We start from the raw sequence: 19,826 nt of genomic DNA, 5'->3' as shown, positions 1-19,826 counted from the left end.
AAATTAAGCTGCTTGTTGATGCGTTGTCATTACTCTTAGCTTCAGAATCGCTTTTGCTTCCAGTTGCCTCACCCGTTCTCTAGATACATTAATTTGTCTACCAATTTCAGCCAAAGTTAAAGGCTCTTCACCATCAAGTCCAAATCGTAAACGCATAATCTTTTGCTCTCTTTCATTTAATTGAGACAACCATCCTCCTAAATGCTCTTTTTGCATCTTTCTATCCATCCCTGCCATTGGCTCATCATAATTAGGGTCTGGAATTAATTCGCCAAGGGTACTGCGATCTTCCTCCCCACGTGCATGAGAATCTAATGAAGCACAAGGAGCACTTTGGGCTACAAGATCTTCTAAATCTTGAGGTTCGATCCCCATGGCATTCGCAAGTTCTACTCTATTGGGTTGTCGTCCAAAGCGATGAGATAGTTCTCTCGAAATCCGACGCATTTTTGAGAGCTTTTCACTGATGTGAATAGGCAAGCGAATTGTTCTAGCACTATTGTCTATAGCTCTTGTCATTCCTTGACGTATCCACCAATAGGCATAGGTTGAAAACTTATATCCCATTGCAGGATCAAATTTATCAACAGCACGTTCTAAGCCAATTGCCCCTTCTTGAACCAAATCAAGAAGTTCCAGACCTTGATTCTGATATTTCTTAGCAACACTTACAACAAGTCGTAGGTTTGCAGCCATCATCCTATCTCGTGCTCTTTTCCCCATACGAATTTGATGACGTTGCCGAGCAGATAACTTTTCTTTCTCTATATCTAATAATTCCTTCATTTTTTGGACATGGTGCGCTAACTCGATCTCTTCGGCTGGCGTTAACAACGGCACTCTGCCAATACTACTTAGATAAAAACCAATTGAATCAGTTGCAAGTCTGCCACCTGTTCGGTTTCGAGAAGCTTGACTATTGCCAGCAGATTTTTCTTGCTGATTTTTTGAATTGCTTGATATAGCAAGATCTACAGATGATGACGAACCATCATTGGTAGATTCCAGAGGGATCCCCATCACCCTGGCCTCCTAAAAAAATGTTTGCTTTGAAGCTAGCACTTTTACGAGGGGTTAGTGCAAATTAAATAAAAAACTTTCAGTTCTTCTTTGCGTTGCAATGTAAAAACCGTTAGTTTTTAGGTATTAAGACTTAAGTAATTTTCTAATTGTATTTTCGTAGTTACTTTTTATTTGTATGGATTAAAAGGTTTTGAGCAGACTTCTCTTTATCTTGAGACTTTTGTTGAATGAATATTCCATCTTTATTCATTTCCCATGAATTGCAGTTGTCATTCAGATAAATATCTAGCAGTTGTGATAGTTCCTCTTTTAGATTTTTGTCCTCTATGGGAGTAACAGCCTCTACTCTTCTGTCTAAATTTCGACGCATCCAATCTGCACTACCTATAAAAACTTCTGAATTACCATCGTTATGGAACCAAAAAACTCTTGAATGTTCTAGATATCTTCCGATCACACTAATTACTTTTATGTTTTCACTCAACCCATTTCGCTGAGGATATAAACAACACATTCCTCGAATAATTAGTTCAATTTGGACTCCGGCTTCAGATGCTTCGTAGAGTAAATTAATAATGTTGGGATCGACAAGTGAATTCATTTTTGCACGTATTTTCCCTGTTTTACCATTCTTTGCAAATTTGATTTCTCGACGTATTAATGCTTCCATTCCTTTCCTCAGAGTAACTGGTGCAACTAATAATTTTCTAAAGGTTTGTTGTTTAGAGAAGCCAGTTAAATAGTTAAACAGTTCGATTAAATCTTGACCAAGCTCAGGATTTACCGAGAGCAGTCCTAAATCTGTATACAGTTTGGATGTTTTTGAATTGTAGTTACCTGTACCGATATGAAAGTAACTCCGTAAGCGCTCTTTTTCTTTTCTAATAACTAAGGCAATCTTTGTATGTGTTTTTAATCCCAGAACGCCATATACAACATGCACCCCAGATTTCTCCAGTTGTTTTGCCCATTGAATATTATTGTCTTCATCAAAACGGGCTTTAAGCTCAACCAATGCCATAACCTGCTTGCCATTTTCAGCTGCCCTAATTAGCGCTTCGATTATTTTTGAATCTTTTGATACTCGATAAAGAGTCATTTTAATCCCCATAACTTGAGGATCTTCAGCAGATTGATTAATAAACTCTTCTACAGAAGTGGAGAAGAGGTCGAATGGGTGGTGGAGTAGCAAATCCTGTTTTTTGATAATTGAAAAAATGCTCTTGAACTCCTCTTGCTTAATTGACCCATCTTCTAGTAATCCTCTTTGACTACTTTTGAGTAACTTATGTGTTTGCCCTCTTTGTTGCGGATATTTGAGAACTGGCATATCGATTTTTAGCAATGCCTGAAGATCATCAAGGCCTAGTAGTCCATCAATGTGATATAAATCTGCTTCCTCAACTGCCATGCCTTCCATCAGTAACTCTAATATCGTGACTGGTATATCTTTCGAGACTTCAAGCCGCACTACTTCTCCTCCTATTCGACGTTTGCGGAGTCCCTCTTCGAGCGCAATCATTAAATCATCAGCTTCTAAATCTCGTAGTTCTAAGTCAGCATCTCGTGTAACCCTAAAAAATGAGTGCTGCTCTACTTTCATGCCAGGAAAGAGCATGTGCAAATTAAAAGCAACTATTTGCTCTATTGGTATTGCGTTATAGATAGGGTTAGGGTCTATTCCACTTAAATCATTTGGAATAGTTATGAACCTATCCATGGTTCTTCCTGGCACCTTTACTCGTGCAAATTGTTCTTTACCAGTCTCTGGGTCTCTAATCAGTGCCGCAATGTTAAGGCTTAGATTACTTACGAACGGGAATGGATGTGCAGGGTCAACTGCTAATGGAGTAAGAACTGGGAAAATAGCTGTTTGGAAATAGTTATCAACCCAAGTTCTCTGGCGATCATTTAAGTCTTTATATTCAAGTAGAAAAATTTTTTCATTGATATAGGAACTGATTAAATTATTTTTGTAGTGACTTTGTTGTTTTTTTAAAAGAGGCTCTAGATGTTTTCTGATATTGATTAACTGTTCTTTAGGTGTTTGATTGTCTTCGCTTCGCTTGGTAATCCCAGCCTCAACTTGTGACTTAAGAGAAGCGACTCTTACCATGAAAAACTCATCTAGATTATTACTAAATATCGCACTAAATTTTGCTTGCTCTAGTAAAGGTGTTTTCTGGTTCAATGCTATCGCGAGAACACGTTCATTAAAACCAATCCAGCTCAACTCTCTATTAAGATAGTTATCCTTACTTAGCTTTGTTTTTGACATTAGGATCTTTTTTTGATCAGCCACTATGGCTGACCATCTAGGTGGTTAACTTGGTGTATGCACTTATTGATTCATATCACTTGTGCTTTCCTTTTGTCTAGTGGTATTCCTATTAACAATGCTATTACTATGACTAAAATTATTGCACCTCCAAAGAAAGGACTTTTTTGCCCTAATTGATCATATACAAAACCAGCAGTTATCCCTCCAACAAAAGTACCTAAACTTTGTAGTCCTTGTAGGCCACCTAAAACAGTACCTTGGCTAGAAATGTCTATACGTCTAGATATCAGACTGCGTAGACAAGGCGTAACTAAACCTGTTCCTGTTGCTAACAAGGCAGCTCCAGTAAATACTATTGGTATTGAGTTTTCCTGATTTGCCATAGGTATTAGTAAACATCCAATGGTTAGTAATCCGAGTCCTGTAATTGTCAGTTTTAATTCCCCGAATTGTTTTACTAAAGGTCCAATTAACCCTCCTTGGACAATCATTGCTATAAGCCCAACTAGTGCAAAAACCCATCCTGAAAGTGCACTAGTCCATGAGAATGCTTCTTTAAGGTAGAGAACCAAGATTGCAGTGAAACCATTAAATGCCATAAAAAAGAGAAAAAAACTAAGACATGGCTTTCTTACAGATGGATTTCTAAATAGTTTGGATAATTGACTAAATGGATTTAAGTTTCGCTTTTTTGGTAGACGATTTCTTGAATTGATAGGTAATGTTTCAGGTAGAAACCATGTAACTAATCCTAAATTGATTAGAGCAAATAATGCTGCTGGTATTACGGCTAATGTTGGGTTTACTTCAGCTAATCTTCCACCAAGTGGTGGACCAATTGCAAATCCAAGACCAAAAGCTAAGCCAATTAAACCAAATGTTTTTGCTCGATTCTCTGGGGTTGAGATATCTGCGAGAATTGCAGTTGCTGTAGCAGCTGTACCTCCACTAAGTCCATCGATAATTCTTGCTATAAATAGTAAAAGCAACGGTAAACCTGTCGCCCAGATTGGTAAAATGTTTGTCCAATTTAAACTAAGTGTAATACCAAATAGACTAATGGCTACTAGTGAACCCCCCACACAGATTTTTAGAATAGGCTTCCTACCAAAACGATCACTCAATGCCCCAATTAAAGGAGAGACAGTGAATTGTGCTAATGCATAACTTCCAGTAAGAAGAGTAAGGGTGACCCCACTACTGGTAAAACGCTCTAGGAGAAATGGTAGCAATGGGAAAACAAAACTTTCTCCTAACCGGTCATCTAGAAGAGTAAAAAAAGCACATAATTGGATAGGTATTAATCTATTTCTGCTCGCCATTTAATTAATTGTTGAAGGGTTGCTTTTGCGGAACCTGAGGTAAGACTAACTTCAGCTTTTTGGATCCCATCTGCAATACTATCGCTTATTTTTGCTAACCATAAGTAAATGCCTGCATTCCACACAACAGCTTTTGCTAATGGTCCTTCGCCATTTAGTGCTTGCATACTTATAAGTCTCCATCTATCTAGATCCTCCCAACGTATATCTTTCCCCTGACATGCATATTGAAGTGGGTCAAGGATTAAATGTTTCTCATGATTATTGTTGATATGTGTTGCTTTTGTAGTACGGCTAATTGGAATATCGGTTCCACCTTCAAGTCCTTTAATGGTAACGATATTTTGTTCACCTAGTATTTCTAGTGCTTTTGTATGTCTACCTTCAGTTGGAGGATGTACATATCCCGTGACTAGTAGATGTTTCCCTTGATGAGCTGTCCAGAGTAACTCCATGCTTGCAACAGGTGGGCGTTTTCCTATTTCTTCGCGATAACTAATTAGTGTTTCAGCTAGAGGAAAGTGATCTGGTTGATGAATGAGGGCTAGCCCATGTTTTACAAAACCATTTTGTACAGCATCCATACTTAACTTGGTCAGACAAAGACCAAGCGCATTAAACAATGCTTCAGTTGTCACTCCATATTTGACTGGCATAGGTCCAGCACCATGGAGGACAATTGGTTGACCTGCATCGAGTAGTACCAAGATTGCAAGAGGATAAATAGGTGCTGTTTTACTTCTTCCGTCAAATGGCATTCCGAAACAAATAGGTTGAGTAAGCTCTTGGTTTTGATGCAGTTTGGGACCTAGTTTGATATACGTATCAACCATACCCGCAAGTTCTTGAGGTTCGGGCCTTCGAATACGATGAGCAATGAAAAATGCTCCAATTTGAGCAGGCGTTGGACTCCCTTTCAGAATTAGCTCTAAAGCATCGGCTGATTCTTTTCGGGTCATCCCATGACTAGTGTGTTCTCCACTGCCTATCTTGCGTAAGTGGTTTTTAAAGCGTTCTTGACTAAAATTTTCATTCATGAATGATGACAAACCTGGCACTGTTTATTTAGTAGGCGCAGGCCCTGGTGATCCTGACTTACTAACTGTGAAGGCAAGGAGGCTCCTTAGTCAATGCAATGCCCTTGTATATGACGCTTTAATACCTGACGAGGTGCTTGGCTTTGTGCGAGATAAGTGTGAATGCATATTTGTTGGTAAACGCCGTGGTCATCATTCAACTTCTCAGGTAAAAACTAATTTAGTTTTATTGGAATTGGCTAAGCGTCATGAATGTGTTGTTCGTTTGAAGGGTGGAGACCCATTTGTGTTTGGTAGAGGTGGTGAAGAAGCAATTTTTTTAGAGAAAAATGGCATATCTGTTCAAGTGGTACCTGGAGTAACTGCTGGCATTGCTGTTCCTTCTTATTTTGGGATTCCTTTAACTCATCGCCTTGCAGGCAGTTCAGTCACTTTTGTGACAGGTCATGAGGGTATTAGTAAGACTCGTCCTTCAGTCAATTGGCAGGCTCTTGCACAATCAACAAATACCTTAGTGATTTATATGGGTGTGCATAACCTTGCTTATATTGTTAAAGAATTGTTGGCAGGGGGGTTGGATCTCAAAACCCCTTCAGCTGTAATACAACAAGGCACTGTTGTGGGCCAACGCCTCTTAAAGACTACTCTTGAAAACCTTGCCAAAGATGTAAAAGATCAGAATTTTATATCTCCTTCAATAGTCATTATTGGGGATGTTGTGGACTTTCAAGTTGAATCTTGCGCCCCGTTCCCAGCAAATGTAACTATGCCAATCATGCTGTAATTAATTTGCTAGTAATAATGATTTCCAGAGATCTCTTGGATTTGGAAATAATCTGGTAGAAGTTTGGTTGACTTTTGTGATTGGATGACAACCTAAACTATTAATCAGTAGCCATTCATCTTCTGCTTGGGGTTGAGGAGATAGCTTGGCTTCTTTAAAAATTCCTTTTTTCAACCCTTGGGCTCTCATTATTCCGGGTAAACAACCACTTTGGAGTCGAGGTGTTAATAGCTCCTTATTTCGCTTTACGATGATATTTGCAGTAGTGCCACAACAGATTTCATCAGTAGTGCTCATTAGTAATGCATCATCGAAGCCAGCAAGTTTTGCTTCTCGTCTGGCTTGTATTGATTGAATATAATTGAAAGTCTTACATTGACTTATTACACTTTCAGCATTTCTTTTTTCAGATTTACTAATTAAAGTTGCAATGGCTTGAAATGAAGGCTCAATATGAGAAATTTCTATCCAAAATATATATAGTGATTTTTCATCATTTGGCTGGCGTATATCTATACCTCTATTGATATTATGACCTCTACTCCAGTTTAGACGAATTGAGCCGCAACCCTTATCCAAGGCACACTTTTCAATGCCTTCGCTAAGAATTGGACTCAATATCTCAATGTTAGGAGGCAAAGTCATTCCTAATATTTCAGCATTTTTATGCCATCTCGTTAAATGAGCTATTAATAATTGAGGCTTCCCATTTTCCACAAAAATGGTTTCAAAGATTCCATCACTAAAATTTATTCCTCTATCGTGGATTGGTATTTTTAACTCTTTTGGTGATCCCCAATGGCCATCGATCCAGCCTAATTTTTGATTCATGTTAATTTCAATCCAATGCTTTTAATAAAGGCAATAATTTCCAGGTCAGTTCTTCCGCTTCATTGTTAGCATCTGAATCTGCAACGATCCCGCAACCTGCATTTACACGAAGATTCGATTTATTAATCATGAGAGATCGAATTAAAATATTGCTATCAAATTGACCATCCCAATCAACATGTATGAATGAGCCACAGTATGGACCTCGTGCAATAGGTTCAAGTTCATATAATCTTTGACATGCTCTTAGCTTAGGTGCACCACTGATTGAACCTCCTGGCCAGCATGATTCAAGGAGATCTACCCATGTTTTGCCGTCTCTAAGAGTTCCACTTATTACAGATGTTAGATGATGTACTTGAGAGTAGCTTTCTAGTCCAACTAATTTTGTGACTTGGATACTACCTGGTTGACAAACTTTACCTAGATCATTTCTTAGAAGGTCCACAATCATGACATTTTCGGCTCTATCTTTTTGACTACATATTAAATCAGCTGCCATATCAGCATCCCTCTGTGCATTGCTTTGACGGGGGCGAGTTCCTTTAATAGGACGTGTTTCTACTGTTCCATTAGGTAGTACTTTGAGAAATCGCTCAGGGGAGGTAGATATTACGCCTTCACCGCTTGCTTCTCCTGACGCAATAATAATTCCTGAGAATGGGGCGGGACAATGATGCCTCAATTTTTTGAATATATCAATGGCAAGCATATTTTGTGGCTTTTTACCTTTACAGCAAGCAGAGAGGCTTGCTTGAAAAATATCACCTTTTTTGATCCACTCTTGAATTATCTCAACCTTTTCGGCGTATTCTTTTTCATTGGTTAACCATTCCCAAGACCGAAGTGGAATACGTATGGGACTTTTTGATTGTACTGAGGTTTGCTTCGCCTCATTATTCTTAAGGTCTTTTATCCAGTTAAATAATTTTAATAATCGTTTGGGATCACAACCTTCTATCCAAAGTTTTTGCTCTTTCAGATCAAATTTTAATACAGGATCATGCCTTGCTATCCACAAAGTTGCCATCGAGTCTTCTTTCCAAGGATTATTTGGCTCTATCCATGCACCAGCTTCATAACTTAACCAGCCAGTCCAATGGCCAGGTTCTAAACTTCTTAAAGAATCAAAAGGATTAGCATTACAATATTGGCTAGGCAAGCCCCTAGAGCAAATTTGATCTATAGGCTCCGCTGCTAAAACAATCCACCTTCCTATTTTGCTTCCATCACTATCTAGCCAGATGAATCCATCTTCCCCAAAATTAGCAATTAAATTTTCAGCAACGTAAACAGGATCACACCACTCGCAAAGCTTTCTAATTGGAATAATCATATTTCTTCTCTAGTAGATAAATCGGAGCGTCCCGCTTTTTCCAAGGCTTCATTACGAATGCGACAGCTATCACATAGCCCACAAGGCTTTTCTAAGCCGTTATAGCAACTCCATGTTTTGTCAATTGGAATATTTAATCTGAGAGCTTCTTGAATAATTTCAACTTTATTCAAATGAATTAAAGGAGCCCATAGCTTTGGGGCATTACCTTCTCGACCTGCTTTACTTGCTAGGTTAGCGAGAGCTTGGAATGACTTTAGGTAGTCTGGTCTACAGTCTGGATAACCAGAGTAATCCATAGCATTAATGCCAAGAACTATTTGATTGGCTCCTTTTGCTTCGGCAAGACTTAGCCCAATGGCGATAAACACTGTATTGCGCCCAGGCACATAAGTGTTCGGTATTTTCCCTTTAATAATTCCTTGTGTTGGAACTGATTGTTGTAGATCAGTTAAGGAAGATCCTCCCCATTTTGCTAAGTTGACATTAATTATTTCATGTCCTAGTAGATTTAAATGAGCTGCTAGTTCAATGGCAGCCTCTAGCTCACGTTTGTGCCGTTGACCATAATCAAATGAAATCCCTATTACATTGTGTCCTGCTTCTAAGGCCATTGCTGTTGCTGTTGCAGAGTCTAGGCCACCTGAAAGTAATGCAATAGATATGGGTTTGTTATTTGCCAACATTCTTTCTTTGTTTAACGAGATTAATGCATTATTAATTATGAAACATTATATGAAAGCACTCTTTTAATTAATCTATTGCAAGCCATTTATGCGTTTGCAGACTCAGCCTCCATTGGGGATTCTTAATTACATATTCAATTGCTAATTTTTGACCCATGCTATGTCCCCATCCAGGTTGAAGAAAAAGAAGAGGTTTTATCAATGATTGTTTTGTACTTACTCTTGACTTATAGGCATTTTTTTTGGCATGTATTGAACGGTGTGCCATCTCTTCTGCAAACAAGATATCTTCTTTGCTATGAATGATCACTTTAATTTCTTGACATGCTTCTAAGAGTTCTTCTTTGGGTGGGAAATGTCTCTTTGGAGAAAGTGTAATCCAATCTGGTGCTCCACTCATATGATGCACACCACTGGTTTCCAAATGAATAGGTATAGCATTGTCTCCACAAGAATTGATATTATTTTTTATTGCATTGCATAGTGGATTCAAGTTGTGGTGTAAAGGCTCTCCTCCAGTAATGACAAGAAAGCTTGCTCCTTTAGATTTGGCGATTGTTGTTTCTTGAACAAGACTATCAATGGTCTTTTTAGGGTGAGAAATAGAAGACCAAGATTCTTTCGTGTCACACCATTCACACCCTACATTGCATTGAGCGAGTCGAATAAAAAATGCGCTCCGACCAGCATGGGCACCCTCCCCTTGGATTGAATGAAAACTTTCTACAACAGGCAAGGTGGTTGCCATTAAGGGTTGTTTTTTGATTGGTTCGGAGAATTAATTTGTGTTTGCTTTAAAGCTTCTTGAGGTGATCTCGGTAAACGTGATTGTGCAGCTGCTATCAAACCTTTAAAAAGGGGATGTGGTTTTCCAGGTCTAGATAAAAACTCAGGATGATATTGACAAGCAGTAAAGAATGGATGTCCTTTTAATTCAATTAATTCGACTAGGCGACCATCAGGTGAAGTGCCGCTAATGGTATACCCAGATTCGATAAATAGATTGCGATATGCGTTGTTAAACTCATATCGGTGTCGATGACGTTCATAAACTACTTGCTCGCCATATAATTTTTGGCCCATTGTTTCTGCTTGTAATCTGCATGGATATACTCCCAACCTCATTGTTCCTCCTAGATCTACAACATCTTGTTGTTCTGGAAGTAAGTGAATTACTGGATGAGGGGTACTTTGATCAAGTTCGAAACTAGTTGCTTCTTTAAGCCCAGCTAGATTTCTTGCCCATTCGATCACTGCACATTGCATACCAAGACAAAGCCCAAGGAAAGGAACACGCTGCTCTCTTGCCCATTGAATGGCTGCGATTTTTCCATCAACACCCCTACTTCCAAATCCTCCGGGTACTACTATGGCGTCCATCCCTGTTAAAAGATCATTAGATCCTTCTTCTTCTATCTTTTCAGCACAGATCCAATGAAGGTCTAAAGATGCGTCGTTCTCAATACAGGCATGTCGCAGTGCTTCAACTACTGATAGGTAGGCATCATTCAGTTGAACATATTTACCTACTACAGCTACTTTTACTGATGGCCCAGGGTTCCTTAATTTATGCACCAGCTCTTGCCACTTCTCAAGGTTACATTCGTGATCAGTTAAATCTAAGAACTCTAAAACCTCTTTACACAACCCTTCTGCTTTGAGAGCTAGAGGTACTGAATATATGCTGTCAGCATCTAGAGCTGGAATGACAGCTTCGTTATTGACCCCGCAAAAACCACTGATTTTATTTTTTAGATTGTCATTGATTGGCCTGTCACTTCTACAAATTAAAAGATCTGGTTGGATACCAATAGATCTCAACTCTTTCACTGAGTGTTGAGTAGGCTTTGTTTTAAGTTCTCCAGATGTGCCAATAAACGGTAAAAGCGTTACATGAATATAAGCAATATCTTTTTTCCCTACATCACCTTTAAATTCACGAATTGCTTCTAGGAAAGGAAGTGATTCAATGTCTCCAACAGTTCCTCCGATCTCTGTTATGACAACGTCTGCATTACTATTGGCACCGACTCGATGTATTCGCTCACGGATCTCTTGGGTTATATGTGGAATTACTTGCACTGTGCCTCCATCATAATCACCTCGCCGCTCTTTGTTTATGACTGATTGATATATAGACCCTGTAGTAACGCTGTTTAATCGTGATAAGGCTGTATCTGTAAATCTCTCATAATGCCCTAAATCCAAGTCTGTTTCTGCACCATCTTCTGTGACAAAGACCTCCCCATGCTGAAAAGGGCTCATGGTTCCAGGGTCTACATTTAAGTAGGGATCTAATTTTAAAATGGATACGTTGTAACCCCTCGATTTAAGTAGTCGTCCAAGACTTGCGGCAACTATGCCTTTGCCGATGCTTGATACAACTCCACCTGTGACGAAGACAAATTTTGGCATTTATTTTTTGGGTATTTTGTAAAATTACCTCGAGTCTTCATTAGACCAAGAAAATTTTAGATTGATTAGAGGTTTTCTTTTAAGTCGAGAAATCAATATGAATTTATTCATTATCTACCCAAGTGCTGGCAATGTGAAGTTCTTTTAATTGCCTTTTAGATACTTCATTAGGAGCTTGTGCCATTAAGCATCTTGCTTGCTGCGTTTTAGGGAAAGCGATTGTGTCTCTTATTGAATCTTCTTCTGATAAGAGCATTACTATTCTATCTAAGCCAAATGCAAGTCCTCCATGCGGTGGTGCGCCCATTTCTAGAGCATTCAGGAGAAATCCAAATTGCTCAGTAGCCTCATCTTTGGCGATACCAATTGTTTCCAGAACTTTTTGTTGAAGTTCAGGATTATGAATGCGTAGTGATCCTCCACCGAGTTCTAAGCCATTTAATACAAGATCGTAGGCTTGAGCACGTGCTTTAGGTAGATTTTCTTCCCATAAGCCTGGATCGCCACCTATATCTTTTGCATTGGGCGCGCAGAATGGATGGTGCATTGCTTCGTGACGCTTTTCGTCTTTATTAAAATTAAACATTGGAAAATCTATTACCCAAAGAAAATTCCATTGATCTTTTGACTTTCCTGTGGAAATTAGCCTTAATTCTTTAGCTAAGAATTGCCTAACCTTATCAAGTGTTTTATGCACTATTTCAGTGTCTCCAGCGGCGAAAAGAATAAGATCTCCAGGTTTGGCTTTGGTCTTTAGAAGTAATTCATTCTTTTGTTGATTATTTAAATTGTCTTTTATTGCTCCGATAGTATCAATTTCATTATTTACGCGAACTCTTATAAAGGCTAGGCCTTTTGCACCTGCTTTTTGGGCTTCATTAAATACATCCCCACCTGGTTTAATTCTTACATTGCTAATCGATTGGTTACCTTCTTCTACTTTGATGCATTTCACTGATCCACCTGCTTGAATTGCACCTGAAAATACTTTGAATCCAATATCTTTAACTATTGAGCTGACATCAACTAATTCCATTCCATATCTGGTATCGGGTCTATCTGTTCCATAGCGATCCATAGATTCTTGCCATGACAATCTAGGGAAGGGGACTTTGATATCCTTCCCTTTGATTTTTTTCCAAATGCATGCAATAAGCCTTTCATTAAGGCAAAGGATCTCTTCTTGACTCATAAAGCTCATTTCCATATCTAACTGAGTAAATTCAGGCTGTCTGTCTGATCTCAAGTCTTCATCACGAAAACATCTTGCGACTTGGTAGTAGCGTTCAATTCCTCCTACCATTAATAGTTGCTTAAAAATTTGAGGCGATTGTGGTAAGGCAAACCATTCGCCTTCGCATACTCTTGAAGGAACAAGATAATCTCTCGCTCCTTCAGGCGTTGAACGAGTCAGGATTGGTGTTTCTACTTCAATAAACCCTTCTTCTTCAAGGAAATTTCGAGCTGTTTGAATTGTGGCATGTCTTAAATGAAGATTTTTTTTCATTCGCTCTCGTCTTAGATCCAGATATCGATGCTTAAGCCTTATTTCTTCTTTTAATGGTTCATCATCATGAACTGAGACGGCAAAAGGTAAGTTGCCATATACAGGATTTAAAACTTTTAAAACATCAGCTAATACTTCTATCTGTCCAGTTTCTAGTTTCTTATTGATTGATTCTTCTGGCCTAGACCTAACTTTTCCTGTGACTTGAATAACGGTTTCGTTCTTCAGACTCTCAGCAATATTAAATAAATCGGTCCCTTGATCAGGATCGACTGTAATTTGCATTGTTCCGCTGCTGTCTCTTAGGTCTATGAAAATGACACCACCATGGTCTCTGCAACGGTCTACCCAGCCGCAGAGCTGCACTTTGGAGTTGATGTGCTCATTGCGCAGGGCTCCACAGTAATTACTGCGCATCGGATTTTTTTTGTACAAATAATGAGTTTCCCATAGTGGTTGTGTAGAGCTCTATAAAAGTAAGTATTTTTCAGGAAATCCTGCGATAAAACGGTTTCTTTACAACTTTAGCGGGATGTAGCTTGTTTCTGATTTTCACATACACCTCGGTTCCTATTTGGGCCATTTGTTTGGGTATATATGCTAGTGCAATAGCTTTTTCAAGAGTAGGAGACCAACTTCCGCTGGTTATCTTACCGATAGGTTTATTTTCATAAATTACCTCATAGCCTTTACGAGCAATAGCGCGTTCATCTTGAATTACTAATCCAACTAAAAGTTTGGATACTCCTTTCTCAATTTGTTTTTCTAGGGCCTCTCTACCAATAAATGTTTTGGGCATTTCTAGATGAACTAACCATCCTAGACCTGCTTCAAAGGGGGTAGTTTCTTCGTTTAAATCATTTCCATATAAATGCATTGCAGCTTCCAGTCTCAGCGTATCTCTTGCGCCCAGTCCGCAAGGAGTGACACCTGATTTTACTAATTCTTCCCAAAGAGTTATACCCATCTCCTTCTCTAGGAGGAGTTCATAGCCTTCTTCTCCTGTGTAGCCAGTTTTTGCAATAAATACCGGGCACGGTTTTTTAGTTCTTTGAAATTGTAATTTCAACTTTCTATGTCCAAACCGAGGCAGATTACTGATTGATTCTTCAAAGGTTGAACCAAAAATTTTGTTAAGGCTTTTTTCTGAATCAGGACCTTGTACAGCTAATAAAACGCCATCTTTTTTTGCATCGTTAATTGAAATGGATTGATTCTGAAGATTAGCTTTTATCCAATTAGTATCTGAATCACTACAGGAAGCGTTGATCACAAGCATCAGAGATTCTATGTTTTGATCATTTACGCCCAAATCGTAAATAATTAAATCATCAATGATTCCTCCATGCTTGTTGAGTAGGACTGTGTAGCATGCTTCTCCAGAGCCAATTTGATAAAGATCGGATGGCACCAACTTTTGTAAATTATCTTTGACGCTTTTTCCTTGAATAAGTAGAACACCCATATGAGAAATGTCGAATATTCCAGCTTTTTTTCTTACTGCATGATGCTCAAGTACTAGTCCAGAGAAATGAATAGGCATTTCCCATCCTGCGAAAGAAACCATGTGAGCACCTTCTTTCCGAAAGTTTTCATATAGAGGAGTTCGTTTGCTGACCATTGGTTTGTTATTGAATCGATAAGTGAATTAAGTGATTGCTGCTTTATAAATGGATGAAGGAGAATTTAACGGTTCATGGCCTGATTTGAAAACTGTACCTAACCTGTGAGTCTGGGAGGTTAGAAATGTCTTTAAAGGAATGCTGTCAAACTTGTAAACACTGTATCTGTGGCCAGAACAGTAGTTCATATGGTTGGTGCTTACTTAGAAAAATAAAAGTTCATCCTGACATTGCTCAACTTGCCTTTTGCCATCATTGGTCAACTAAAGAGCCTATCTTGCCAAATCTTGCAGAAAGAGAAAGAGATCTCCAATCAGATACCCAGCTAGATTTTAGTCAAGCCTTTTCAATTTTGAACAATTAAATACTTAGGTTCTTTAAGATAATGAACTCAATAATTACAATTAATATTGCTCTTCGGTTGTTTTTTATTATTTAGGAGTGGCTGAATGAGTATTTAGAAACCATAGCTTTATTTTTCTAGCGATAGTAACATGATTAGACTTCGAGCAATTTTTGCGGCAAGAATACTACTAATTTCAGAATGATCTAACTTAGGAGCTAATTCAACTATATCTGCAGCAATTAAATTATGTTTTTTAATTACCTCTATTACAGCTGCAAAGTCTTGCCATAAAAATCCACCGGGTTCTGGTGTTCCCGTCCCAGGCATCACACTTGGGTCGAACCAATCGAGATCTAATGTTAAATAAATAGGCATGCCTAGATAAGGCTGCATTGCCTTATCTAGACTCTTGGCAACCTGCCCACTTTGATGAGAAATTAATCTTTTCTTTTCTTTAAGCTCTTTAAATTCCTTACTAGTTCCGCTTCGAATACCCATTTGAAAGATTTTTTTGCTTGGTAAAATTTCTATGCATCTACGCATTACGCAAGCATGATTATGCTTTGAACCTAACCATTCATCTCGAAGATCAGCATGGGCATCTAATTGAAGAATAATTAGTTCAGGATGAAAATCTACTATTCCTGCTATTGCACCTTCTGTAATGGAATGCTCTCCTCCAAGTAATAAAGGTTTGATCCCTTTTTGCATAAGTAGAATAGTGGCTTGCTTTACTAGATTTATAACTTTTTCTGGTGCTCCAAAAGGAATATCTAAAGAGCCAAGATCAACATATTTTAAGTCTTCAAGATCAAGATTTAATTGTGGGCAGAAAGATTCAATTCCATTGCTAATGTTCCTTATTGCAGATGGACCGAAGCGCGTACCTGGTCTAAATGATGTTGTTCCATCATAAGGAACACCGTAGATGCCAATCTTGCAATCTTTGCAGTTTGTTTGGCTGCCGATAAATATCCCCTCACTATTATTAAATGTTAGGTTTTGATTGATTTTCATTGATTAAGCGCTCGTTCAAGAAATGCTGGGATGGAATTAAAGGCGCCGCTCTGCCAACGAGGACTCCATATTTCGCATGATTGAAGAATTTCATTCACTCTGTTCGGTATAGGTTTGAGATATCTTGGTTTTTTCATAGACGCAAAAGTCCAACTCCACCACCCACTTGGATATATAGGTACGTTGCCATATAAAGGACTTGCGTAATCAAATACTTCGCGAATTATTTTTACCATATCAATATGAATTGCATGAAAAGCTTCTGCTGATTCAGATTGAGTTGAGAAAATACCTCCATCTTTGAGAATGCGACGGCAGTCTTCAAAAAAAGCTTTGTTAAACAAGCCTTCAGATGGTCCTTCTGGATCTGCTCCATCAATGATTACGACGTCATAAGAATTGTCTTGCGACTGAGCGACCCAATTGATGCCATTTGCAATTTGAAGATTTAAACGCTCATCTTTCCAAGCATTTCCACCAATTTCAGGAAGATGCTTTTGACTTAATTCAACAACTCGTCTATCTATTTCTATCAAATCTATTTGCTGAACTTCCCTATATTTCAAACACTCTCGTGCAGTTCCTCCATCTCCACCGCCAATAATCAGTATTTTGTAAATTTTTTCTGCGCTAGATAAGGCTGGGTGAACGAGGCATTCGTGATATTGCTTTTCTTGATGTTCTGCTGTCATCCAGCAATTGTTTAGTAGTAAAGCTTTCCCATATCGCTTGCTCTCGATCAGAGTGATCTTTTGAAATTCGCTTTCTTCATCAATGATTATTTTTCCTTTTAGACCAAAGCGAGCATCTTCTTGATATTCATCAATCCAAGTGGAGAAGATCTTAGATAGCAATCTATGCTTAAGCATATAGAAGCTAATAATTATATTGCATCCAGGTTACCGAAATATTCTTAATTCAACCCAGCATAACTCTTTCTTTAGATATAGCAGTTGATTAATTATTTTTGCTTTTATTTCTTTGATTCATAAATTCTTTTGCTTCCTTCCATAGGAGCTTTAACTTGTTTATAGACTGATTGTGAAAATCTCCTTTTAGTTTTGACTCGATATAAGAAAATCTATCTAAAAATCTTTTGTTAGTCCCTCGTAGACCTTCTTCAGGATTTAACTTATGCCATCTTGCAATATTGATAAGAGTAAACATTACATCGCCTAGTTCTTCTTGTGCGTTGATCATATCTTTCTTGTTCAATGCTTCTTCCAATTCCTTACTTTCTTCGGAAAATTTTTCCCAAAGATAGTGAAATTTTTCCCATTCAAAACCTGCTTTTGCTGCCTTTTGAGATATATACATTGCTCCTGTGATTGCTGGCTGGGGACGAATTTTATATTTCATCTGATCACTAATAGGAGTATTACTAATTGGTAAATTTTTTTCTGTGGTTTTGATTTGTTCCCAGCTAATTTGTCGAGGCTGATTGCTAAAAATATGAGGATGTCGACGAATTAACTTCCTAGTTATTCCCTTGGCTATGTCATTAAAGTCAAATAGTTTTTTTTCACTTGCTATTTGAGCATGAATTATTACTTGTAATAATAAATCCCCTAGTTCTTCGCATAAATTTTCTGTATCATTTTCAAGAATTGCATCTGCTACTTCATAGGCCTCTTCTAATACGTAAGGTATTAAAGACTGGTGTGTTTGTTTAATGTCCCAGGAACATCCCTTAATTGGATCTCTCAGCTTTGATACAACTTCAATTAGCTTAAGGAGTTCTTCATTCTCGTTGTTTGATGAGTTTGTGTGCATGAAATTAATCCTTGTTATTGGGTTTCAATTTTTTCGTTAACCATTTAATTCTTCCATTTAATTGGGAGTGGATCTTTATCTTGAATAAGGTGAAGCCATGCACTTCCTTCAATACCTAAGAAAATTGCTAATGCACTTTTAGGATATTGGTAAATAGACTTTATTAAATTCTCCGTTGAAAGGCTTGTTGGCTCAATCCCAAGATTTTTGAGGATTAATTGCATGAAAGTGAATATTGCCATTAGATATAACACTCTTAGAGTAGTTCCTATAACTGGACCGTGAGAAAAGAATGAACGATGTGGAATTATCTTTCTGTATGGCCACCACATTATTTTCAGGATTCCCCATCTTTTTAGAGGTTTAGAATCAATATCTAAGTCTGGAGACAACCATAATCCGCCTAATGCGAAGGAAATGCCTGCCAAAATCCCATTTTGTAGACCTAATGTTATTCCTATGACTATGCCAAAAGGTAAGCTCCAAAATTTAGTAGATTTGTCATGTTTTGGGCCTAAGGCCATTACTTTATAACTATTTATTATGCTTAGCCTGGCTTAGTAAGGCAGAATTGTCTAACGGGCGATTAGCTCAGCGGTAGAGCGCCTGCCTTACAAGCAGGATGTCCCTGGTTCGAACCCTGGATCGCCCATTCTCTTAGTTGTATGAACAAACTTCTTAGCTTCACTGTTACTCCAACAGCTTCAGCTGAATTAGTCAGACAGTCAGCTTTTGCAGGCACACCAGGTATCATGCATATTGATTTTTTAGAAGATAGTTCCATTAAGGGATGGTTTCATATCAGAGTTCAACCAGGAAAAAATAATGGCGTTCCTGTTGCAAGGGCTGATGGAGTGACTTTGTATGCACCTTCGGATCAATTAGATCTTCTTCAAGGGTTAAATTTGAATTATTACGCAGATTTAAGTGGGGGAGGGTTTTTAATCAGTACGTCAATGGGATATGAAACATGTTCATGTGGAGCTGGCTTTAAAATCAAAAGAGAAATTCGTGAGTAAAGTTCAAGTTCTGCTTAGTGCTAGAAGTGTTTAAATTCAAAACACTATTCTTCTGGAAAAAGTATTGAAGAAAGTTCATCTGGATCAACGTCATATACGCGGGCCAAACTTGTTTCTATAGCAGTAGTGACTTCTCCCGGTAGAAATCTCATTGCATTTAAGGCGTCATCTGATATTTCATTGGTTAATAGCTTGTTTTCACTGTCTAGTTTTTCATCATTAATTACGGCAATTATCCAGCTTTGATAGGCGTAAACCAGATCTGAGAATTCAAGCTCTGCATCATTGAGATCCATCATGATTGTTAATGTCATTTAAAGGCCATTAAATTTGATTTTATAAGGAGAGGTTGTTTTCTATGTCAAAATCGGAAAAAACAATCATTCAATCCAAAGTATTTGAATTTGCATTTAATGAACTGGTCCGGAGCAAAAGACTCACTTTCCAACCTTTGTGGACCGTAGATAGTTGGGCTAAATTTTTAATTTGGGTTGCAATAAATTGTGGTTTATCGGGCGAAAAAGAAAGTCTTGAATTGTTTGCAGAAGCCTTAGGCCCAAATTTAACTACTAGGATGAGGAAAATTTTCTTTGAAAGGATTCTTGAAAGCTTGTGTGTCCATTTGATGGCAGATCCATTAGAGGAACAAGTACTAGCTATCCCAATTACTGGTAGTCAGGAAATTACATTTCATCAAGTGGTAGAAGCCTTGAAAACTGTTGGCTTATGGGACAGGATTCAGGCAGATCAGACTTTTTGGAAGGAATATAATGGAATTATTGCTATACCTTGGAAATCTTGAAAAAGTGTCAGATGGCTTGTGCATA

20 protein-coding genes and 1 tRNA gene are annotated in these 19,826 nt (G+C 38.1%); 5 read left to right on the top strand and 16 right to left on the bottom strand.

Annotated elements, in window-relative coordinates; translation table 11 throughout:
- Nucleotides 1–3: 3 nt before the first annotated feature.
- The 4 genes from P9211_RS08915 to P9211_RS08900 all read right to left on the bottom strand — a co-directional run bounded on the left by P9211_RS08915 (nt 4) and on the right by P9211_RS08900 (nt 5,663).
- Complete coding sequence (locus P9211_RS08915) at nt 4–1,020, bottom strand: RpoD/SigA family RNA polymerase sigma factor (RefSeq protein ID WP_012196382.1); 1,017 nt, start codon at nt 1,018–1,020, stop codon at nt 4–6.
- 163 nt (nt 1,021–1,183) lie between these two features.
- Entirely contained in the window at nt 1,184–3,301 is a 2,118-nt protein-coding gene (ppk1, locus tag P9211_RS08910) for a polyphosphate kinase 1 (protein ID WP_012196381.1), read from the bottom strand.
- Nucleotides 3,302–3,372: 71 nt separating this feature from the next.
- Nucleotides 3,373–4,626, bottom strand: a complete 1,254-nt coding sequence (locus P9211_RS08905) for an MFS transporter (protein ID WP_012196380.1) — start codon at nt 4,624–4,626, stop codon at nt 3,373–3,375.
- Nucleotides 4,605–5,663, bottom strand: coding sequence for an anthranilate phosphoribosyltransferase family protein (locus tag P9211_RS08900; RefSeq protein ID WP_012196379.1), 1,059 nt, complete (start codon nt 5,661–5,663; stop codon nt 4,605–4,607). The genes P9211_RS08905 and P9211_RS08900 overlap by 22 nt, the downstream gene beginning before the upstream one ends.
- On the opposite strand from P9211_RS08900, the gene cobA reads away from it, so the two are divergent.
- Nucleotides 5,662–6,447: a uroporphyrinogen-III C-methyltransferase gene (cobA, locus tag P9211_RS08895; protein WP_012196378.1), complete on the top strand. Its 786-nt coding sequence runs from the start codon at nt 5,662–5,664 to the stop codon at nt 6,445–6,447. The genes P9211_RS08900 and cobA overlap by 2 nt on opposite strands.
- On the opposite strand, the gene P9211_RS08890 is transcribed toward cobA, so the two are convergent.
- The 7 genes from P9211_RS08890 to gcvT form a co-directional block, all read right to left on the bottom strand.
- Entirely contained in the window at nt 6,448–7,278 is an 831-nt protein-coding gene (locus P9211_RS08890) for an aminotransferase class IV (RefSeq protein ID WP_012196377.1), read from the bottom strand. It abuts the gene before it with no gap.
- A gap of 7 nt (nt 7,279–7,285) precedes the next feature.
- Nucleotides 7,286–8,614, bottom strand: a complete 1,329-nt coding sequence (locus P9211_RS08885) for an anthranilate synthase component I family protein (RefSeq protein WP_012196376.1) — start codon at nt 8,612–8,614, stop codon at nt 7,286–7,288.
- Nucleotides 8,611–9,300, bottom strand: coding sequence for a 7-cyano-7-deazaguanine synthase QueC (gene queC, locus P9211_RS08880; RefSeq protein WP_012196375.1), 690 nt, complete (start codon nt 9,298–9,300; stop codon nt 8,611–8,613). The genes P9211_RS08885 and queC overlap by 4 nt, the downstream gene beginning before the upstream one ends.
- Nucleotides 9,301–9,367: 67 nt before the next feature.
- Nucleotides 9,368–10,048 carry a 7-carboxy-7-deazaguanine synthase QueE gene (locus P9211_RS08875; protein ID WP_012196373.1) on the bottom strand — a complete coding sequence of 227 codons (681 nt, stop codon included), beginning with the start codon at nt 10,046–10,048 and terminating at the stop codon, nt 9,368–9,370.
- Nucleotides 10,048–11,715, bottom strand: coding sequence for a CTP synthase (locus P9211_RS08870; RefSeq protein WP_012196372.1), 1,668 nt, complete (start codon nt 11,713–11,715; stop codon nt 10,048–10,050). The genes P9211_RS08875 and P9211_RS08870 overlap by 1 nt, the downstream gene beginning before the upstream one ends.
- A gap of 103 nt (nt 11,716–11,818) precedes the next feature.
- Nucleotides 11,819–13,639: an aspartate--tRNA ligase gene (gene aspS / locus P9211_RS08865; RefSeq protein ID WP_012196371.1), complete on the bottom strand. Its 1,821-nt coding sequence runs from the start codon at nt 13,637–13,639 to the stop codon at nt 11,819–11,821.
- A 70-nt stretch (nt 13,640–13,709) separates the two neighbouring features.
- On the bottom strand, nt 13,710–14,843 hold the full coding sequence (gene gcvT / locus P9211_RS08860) for a glycine cleavage system aminomethyltransferase GcvT (RefSeq protein WP_041391279.1): 1,134 nt from the start codon (nt 14,841–14,843) through the stop codon (nt 13,710–13,712).
- A gap of 125 nt (nt 14,844–14,968) precedes the next feature.
- Here gcvT and P9211_RS08855 point away from each other — a divergent pair, with 125 nt between their 5' ends.
- A complete protein-coding gene (locus tag P9211_RS08855; protein WP_012196369.1) occupies nt 14,969–15,208 on the top strand; it encodes a hypothetical protein in 240 nt (79 codons plus the stop codon).
- 108 nt (nt 15,209–15,316) lie between these two features.
- Here P9211_RS08855 and speB read toward each other — a convergent pair whose 3' ends face one another.
- The 4 genes from speB to P9211_RS08835 all read right to left on the bottom strand — a co-directional run bounded on the left by speB (nt 15,317) and on the right by P9211_RS08835 (nt 18,504).
- Nucleotides 15,317–16,207 (bottom strand): agmatinase, encoded by an 891-nt coding sequence (gene speB / locus P9211_RS08850; protein WP_012196368.1) that lies wholly within the window; start codon nt 16,205–16,207, stop codon nt 15,317–15,319.
- On the bottom strand, nt 16,204–17,076 hold the full coding sequence (speE, locus tag P9211_RS08845; RefSeq protein ID WP_012196367.1) for a polyamine aminopropyltransferase: 873 nt from the start codon (nt 17,074–17,076) through the stop codon (nt 16,204–16,206). The genes speB and speE overlap by 4 nt, the downstream gene beginning before the upstream one ends.
- Nucleotides 17,077–17,164: 88 nt before the next feature.
- Nucleotides 17,165–17,980, bottom strand: a complete 816-nt coding sequence (mazG, locus tag P9211_RS08840; protein ID WP_012196366.1) for a nucleoside triphosphate pyrophosphohydrolase — start codon at nt 17,978–17,980, stop codon at nt 17,165–17,167.
- Between the two features lie 44 nt (nt 17,981–18,024).
- Nucleotides 18,025–18,504, bottom strand: a complete 480-nt coding sequence (locus P9211_RS08835; protein ID WP_012196365.1) for a metal-binding protein — start codon at nt 18,502–18,504, stop codon at nt 18,025–18,027.
- A gap of 56 nt (nt 18,505–18,560) precedes the next feature.
- Here P9211_RS08835 and P9211_RS08830 point away from each other — a divergent pair.
- A tRNA-Val gene (locus P9211_RS08830) sits at nt 18,561–18,632 on the top strand.
- 13 nt (nt 18,633–18,645) lie between these two features.
- Nucleotides 18,646–18,999, top strand: a complete 354-nt coding sequence (locus P9211_RS08825; protein ID WP_012196364.1) for an AIR synthase — start codon at nt 18,646–18,648, stop codon at nt 18,997–18,999.
- A 44-nt stretch (nt 19,000–19,043) separates the two neighbouring features.
- On the opposite strand, the gene P9211_RS08820 is transcribed toward P9211_RS08825, so the two are convergent.
- On the bottom strand, nt 19,044–19,301 hold the full coding sequence (locus tag P9211_RS08820) for a hypothetical protein (RefSeq protein WP_041391648.1): 258 nt from the start codon (nt 19,299–19,301) through the stop codon (nt 19,044–19,046).
- Between the two features lie 56 nt (nt 19,302–19,357).
- Between P9211_RS08820 and P9211_RS08815 the strand changes: the two genes are divergently transcribed.
- The gene (locus P9211_RS08815) at nt 19,358–19,801 is read left to right on the top strand and encodes a hypothetical protein (RefSeq protein ID WP_012196362.1); all 444 of its coding nucleotides are present in this window, start codon (nt 19,358–19,360) and stop codon (nt 19,799–19,801) included.
- Nucleotides 19,802–19,826: the final 25 nt, after the last annotated feature.

This window comes from Prochlorococcus marinus str. MIT 9211 (genome assembly GCF_000018585.1).
Lineage (GTDB): Bacteria > Cyanobacteriota > Cyanobacteriia > PCC-6307 > Cyanobiaceae > Prochlorococcus_D > Prochlorococcus_D marinus_B.
This window is presented reverse-complemented; position numbering and strand designations above follow the sequence as displayed.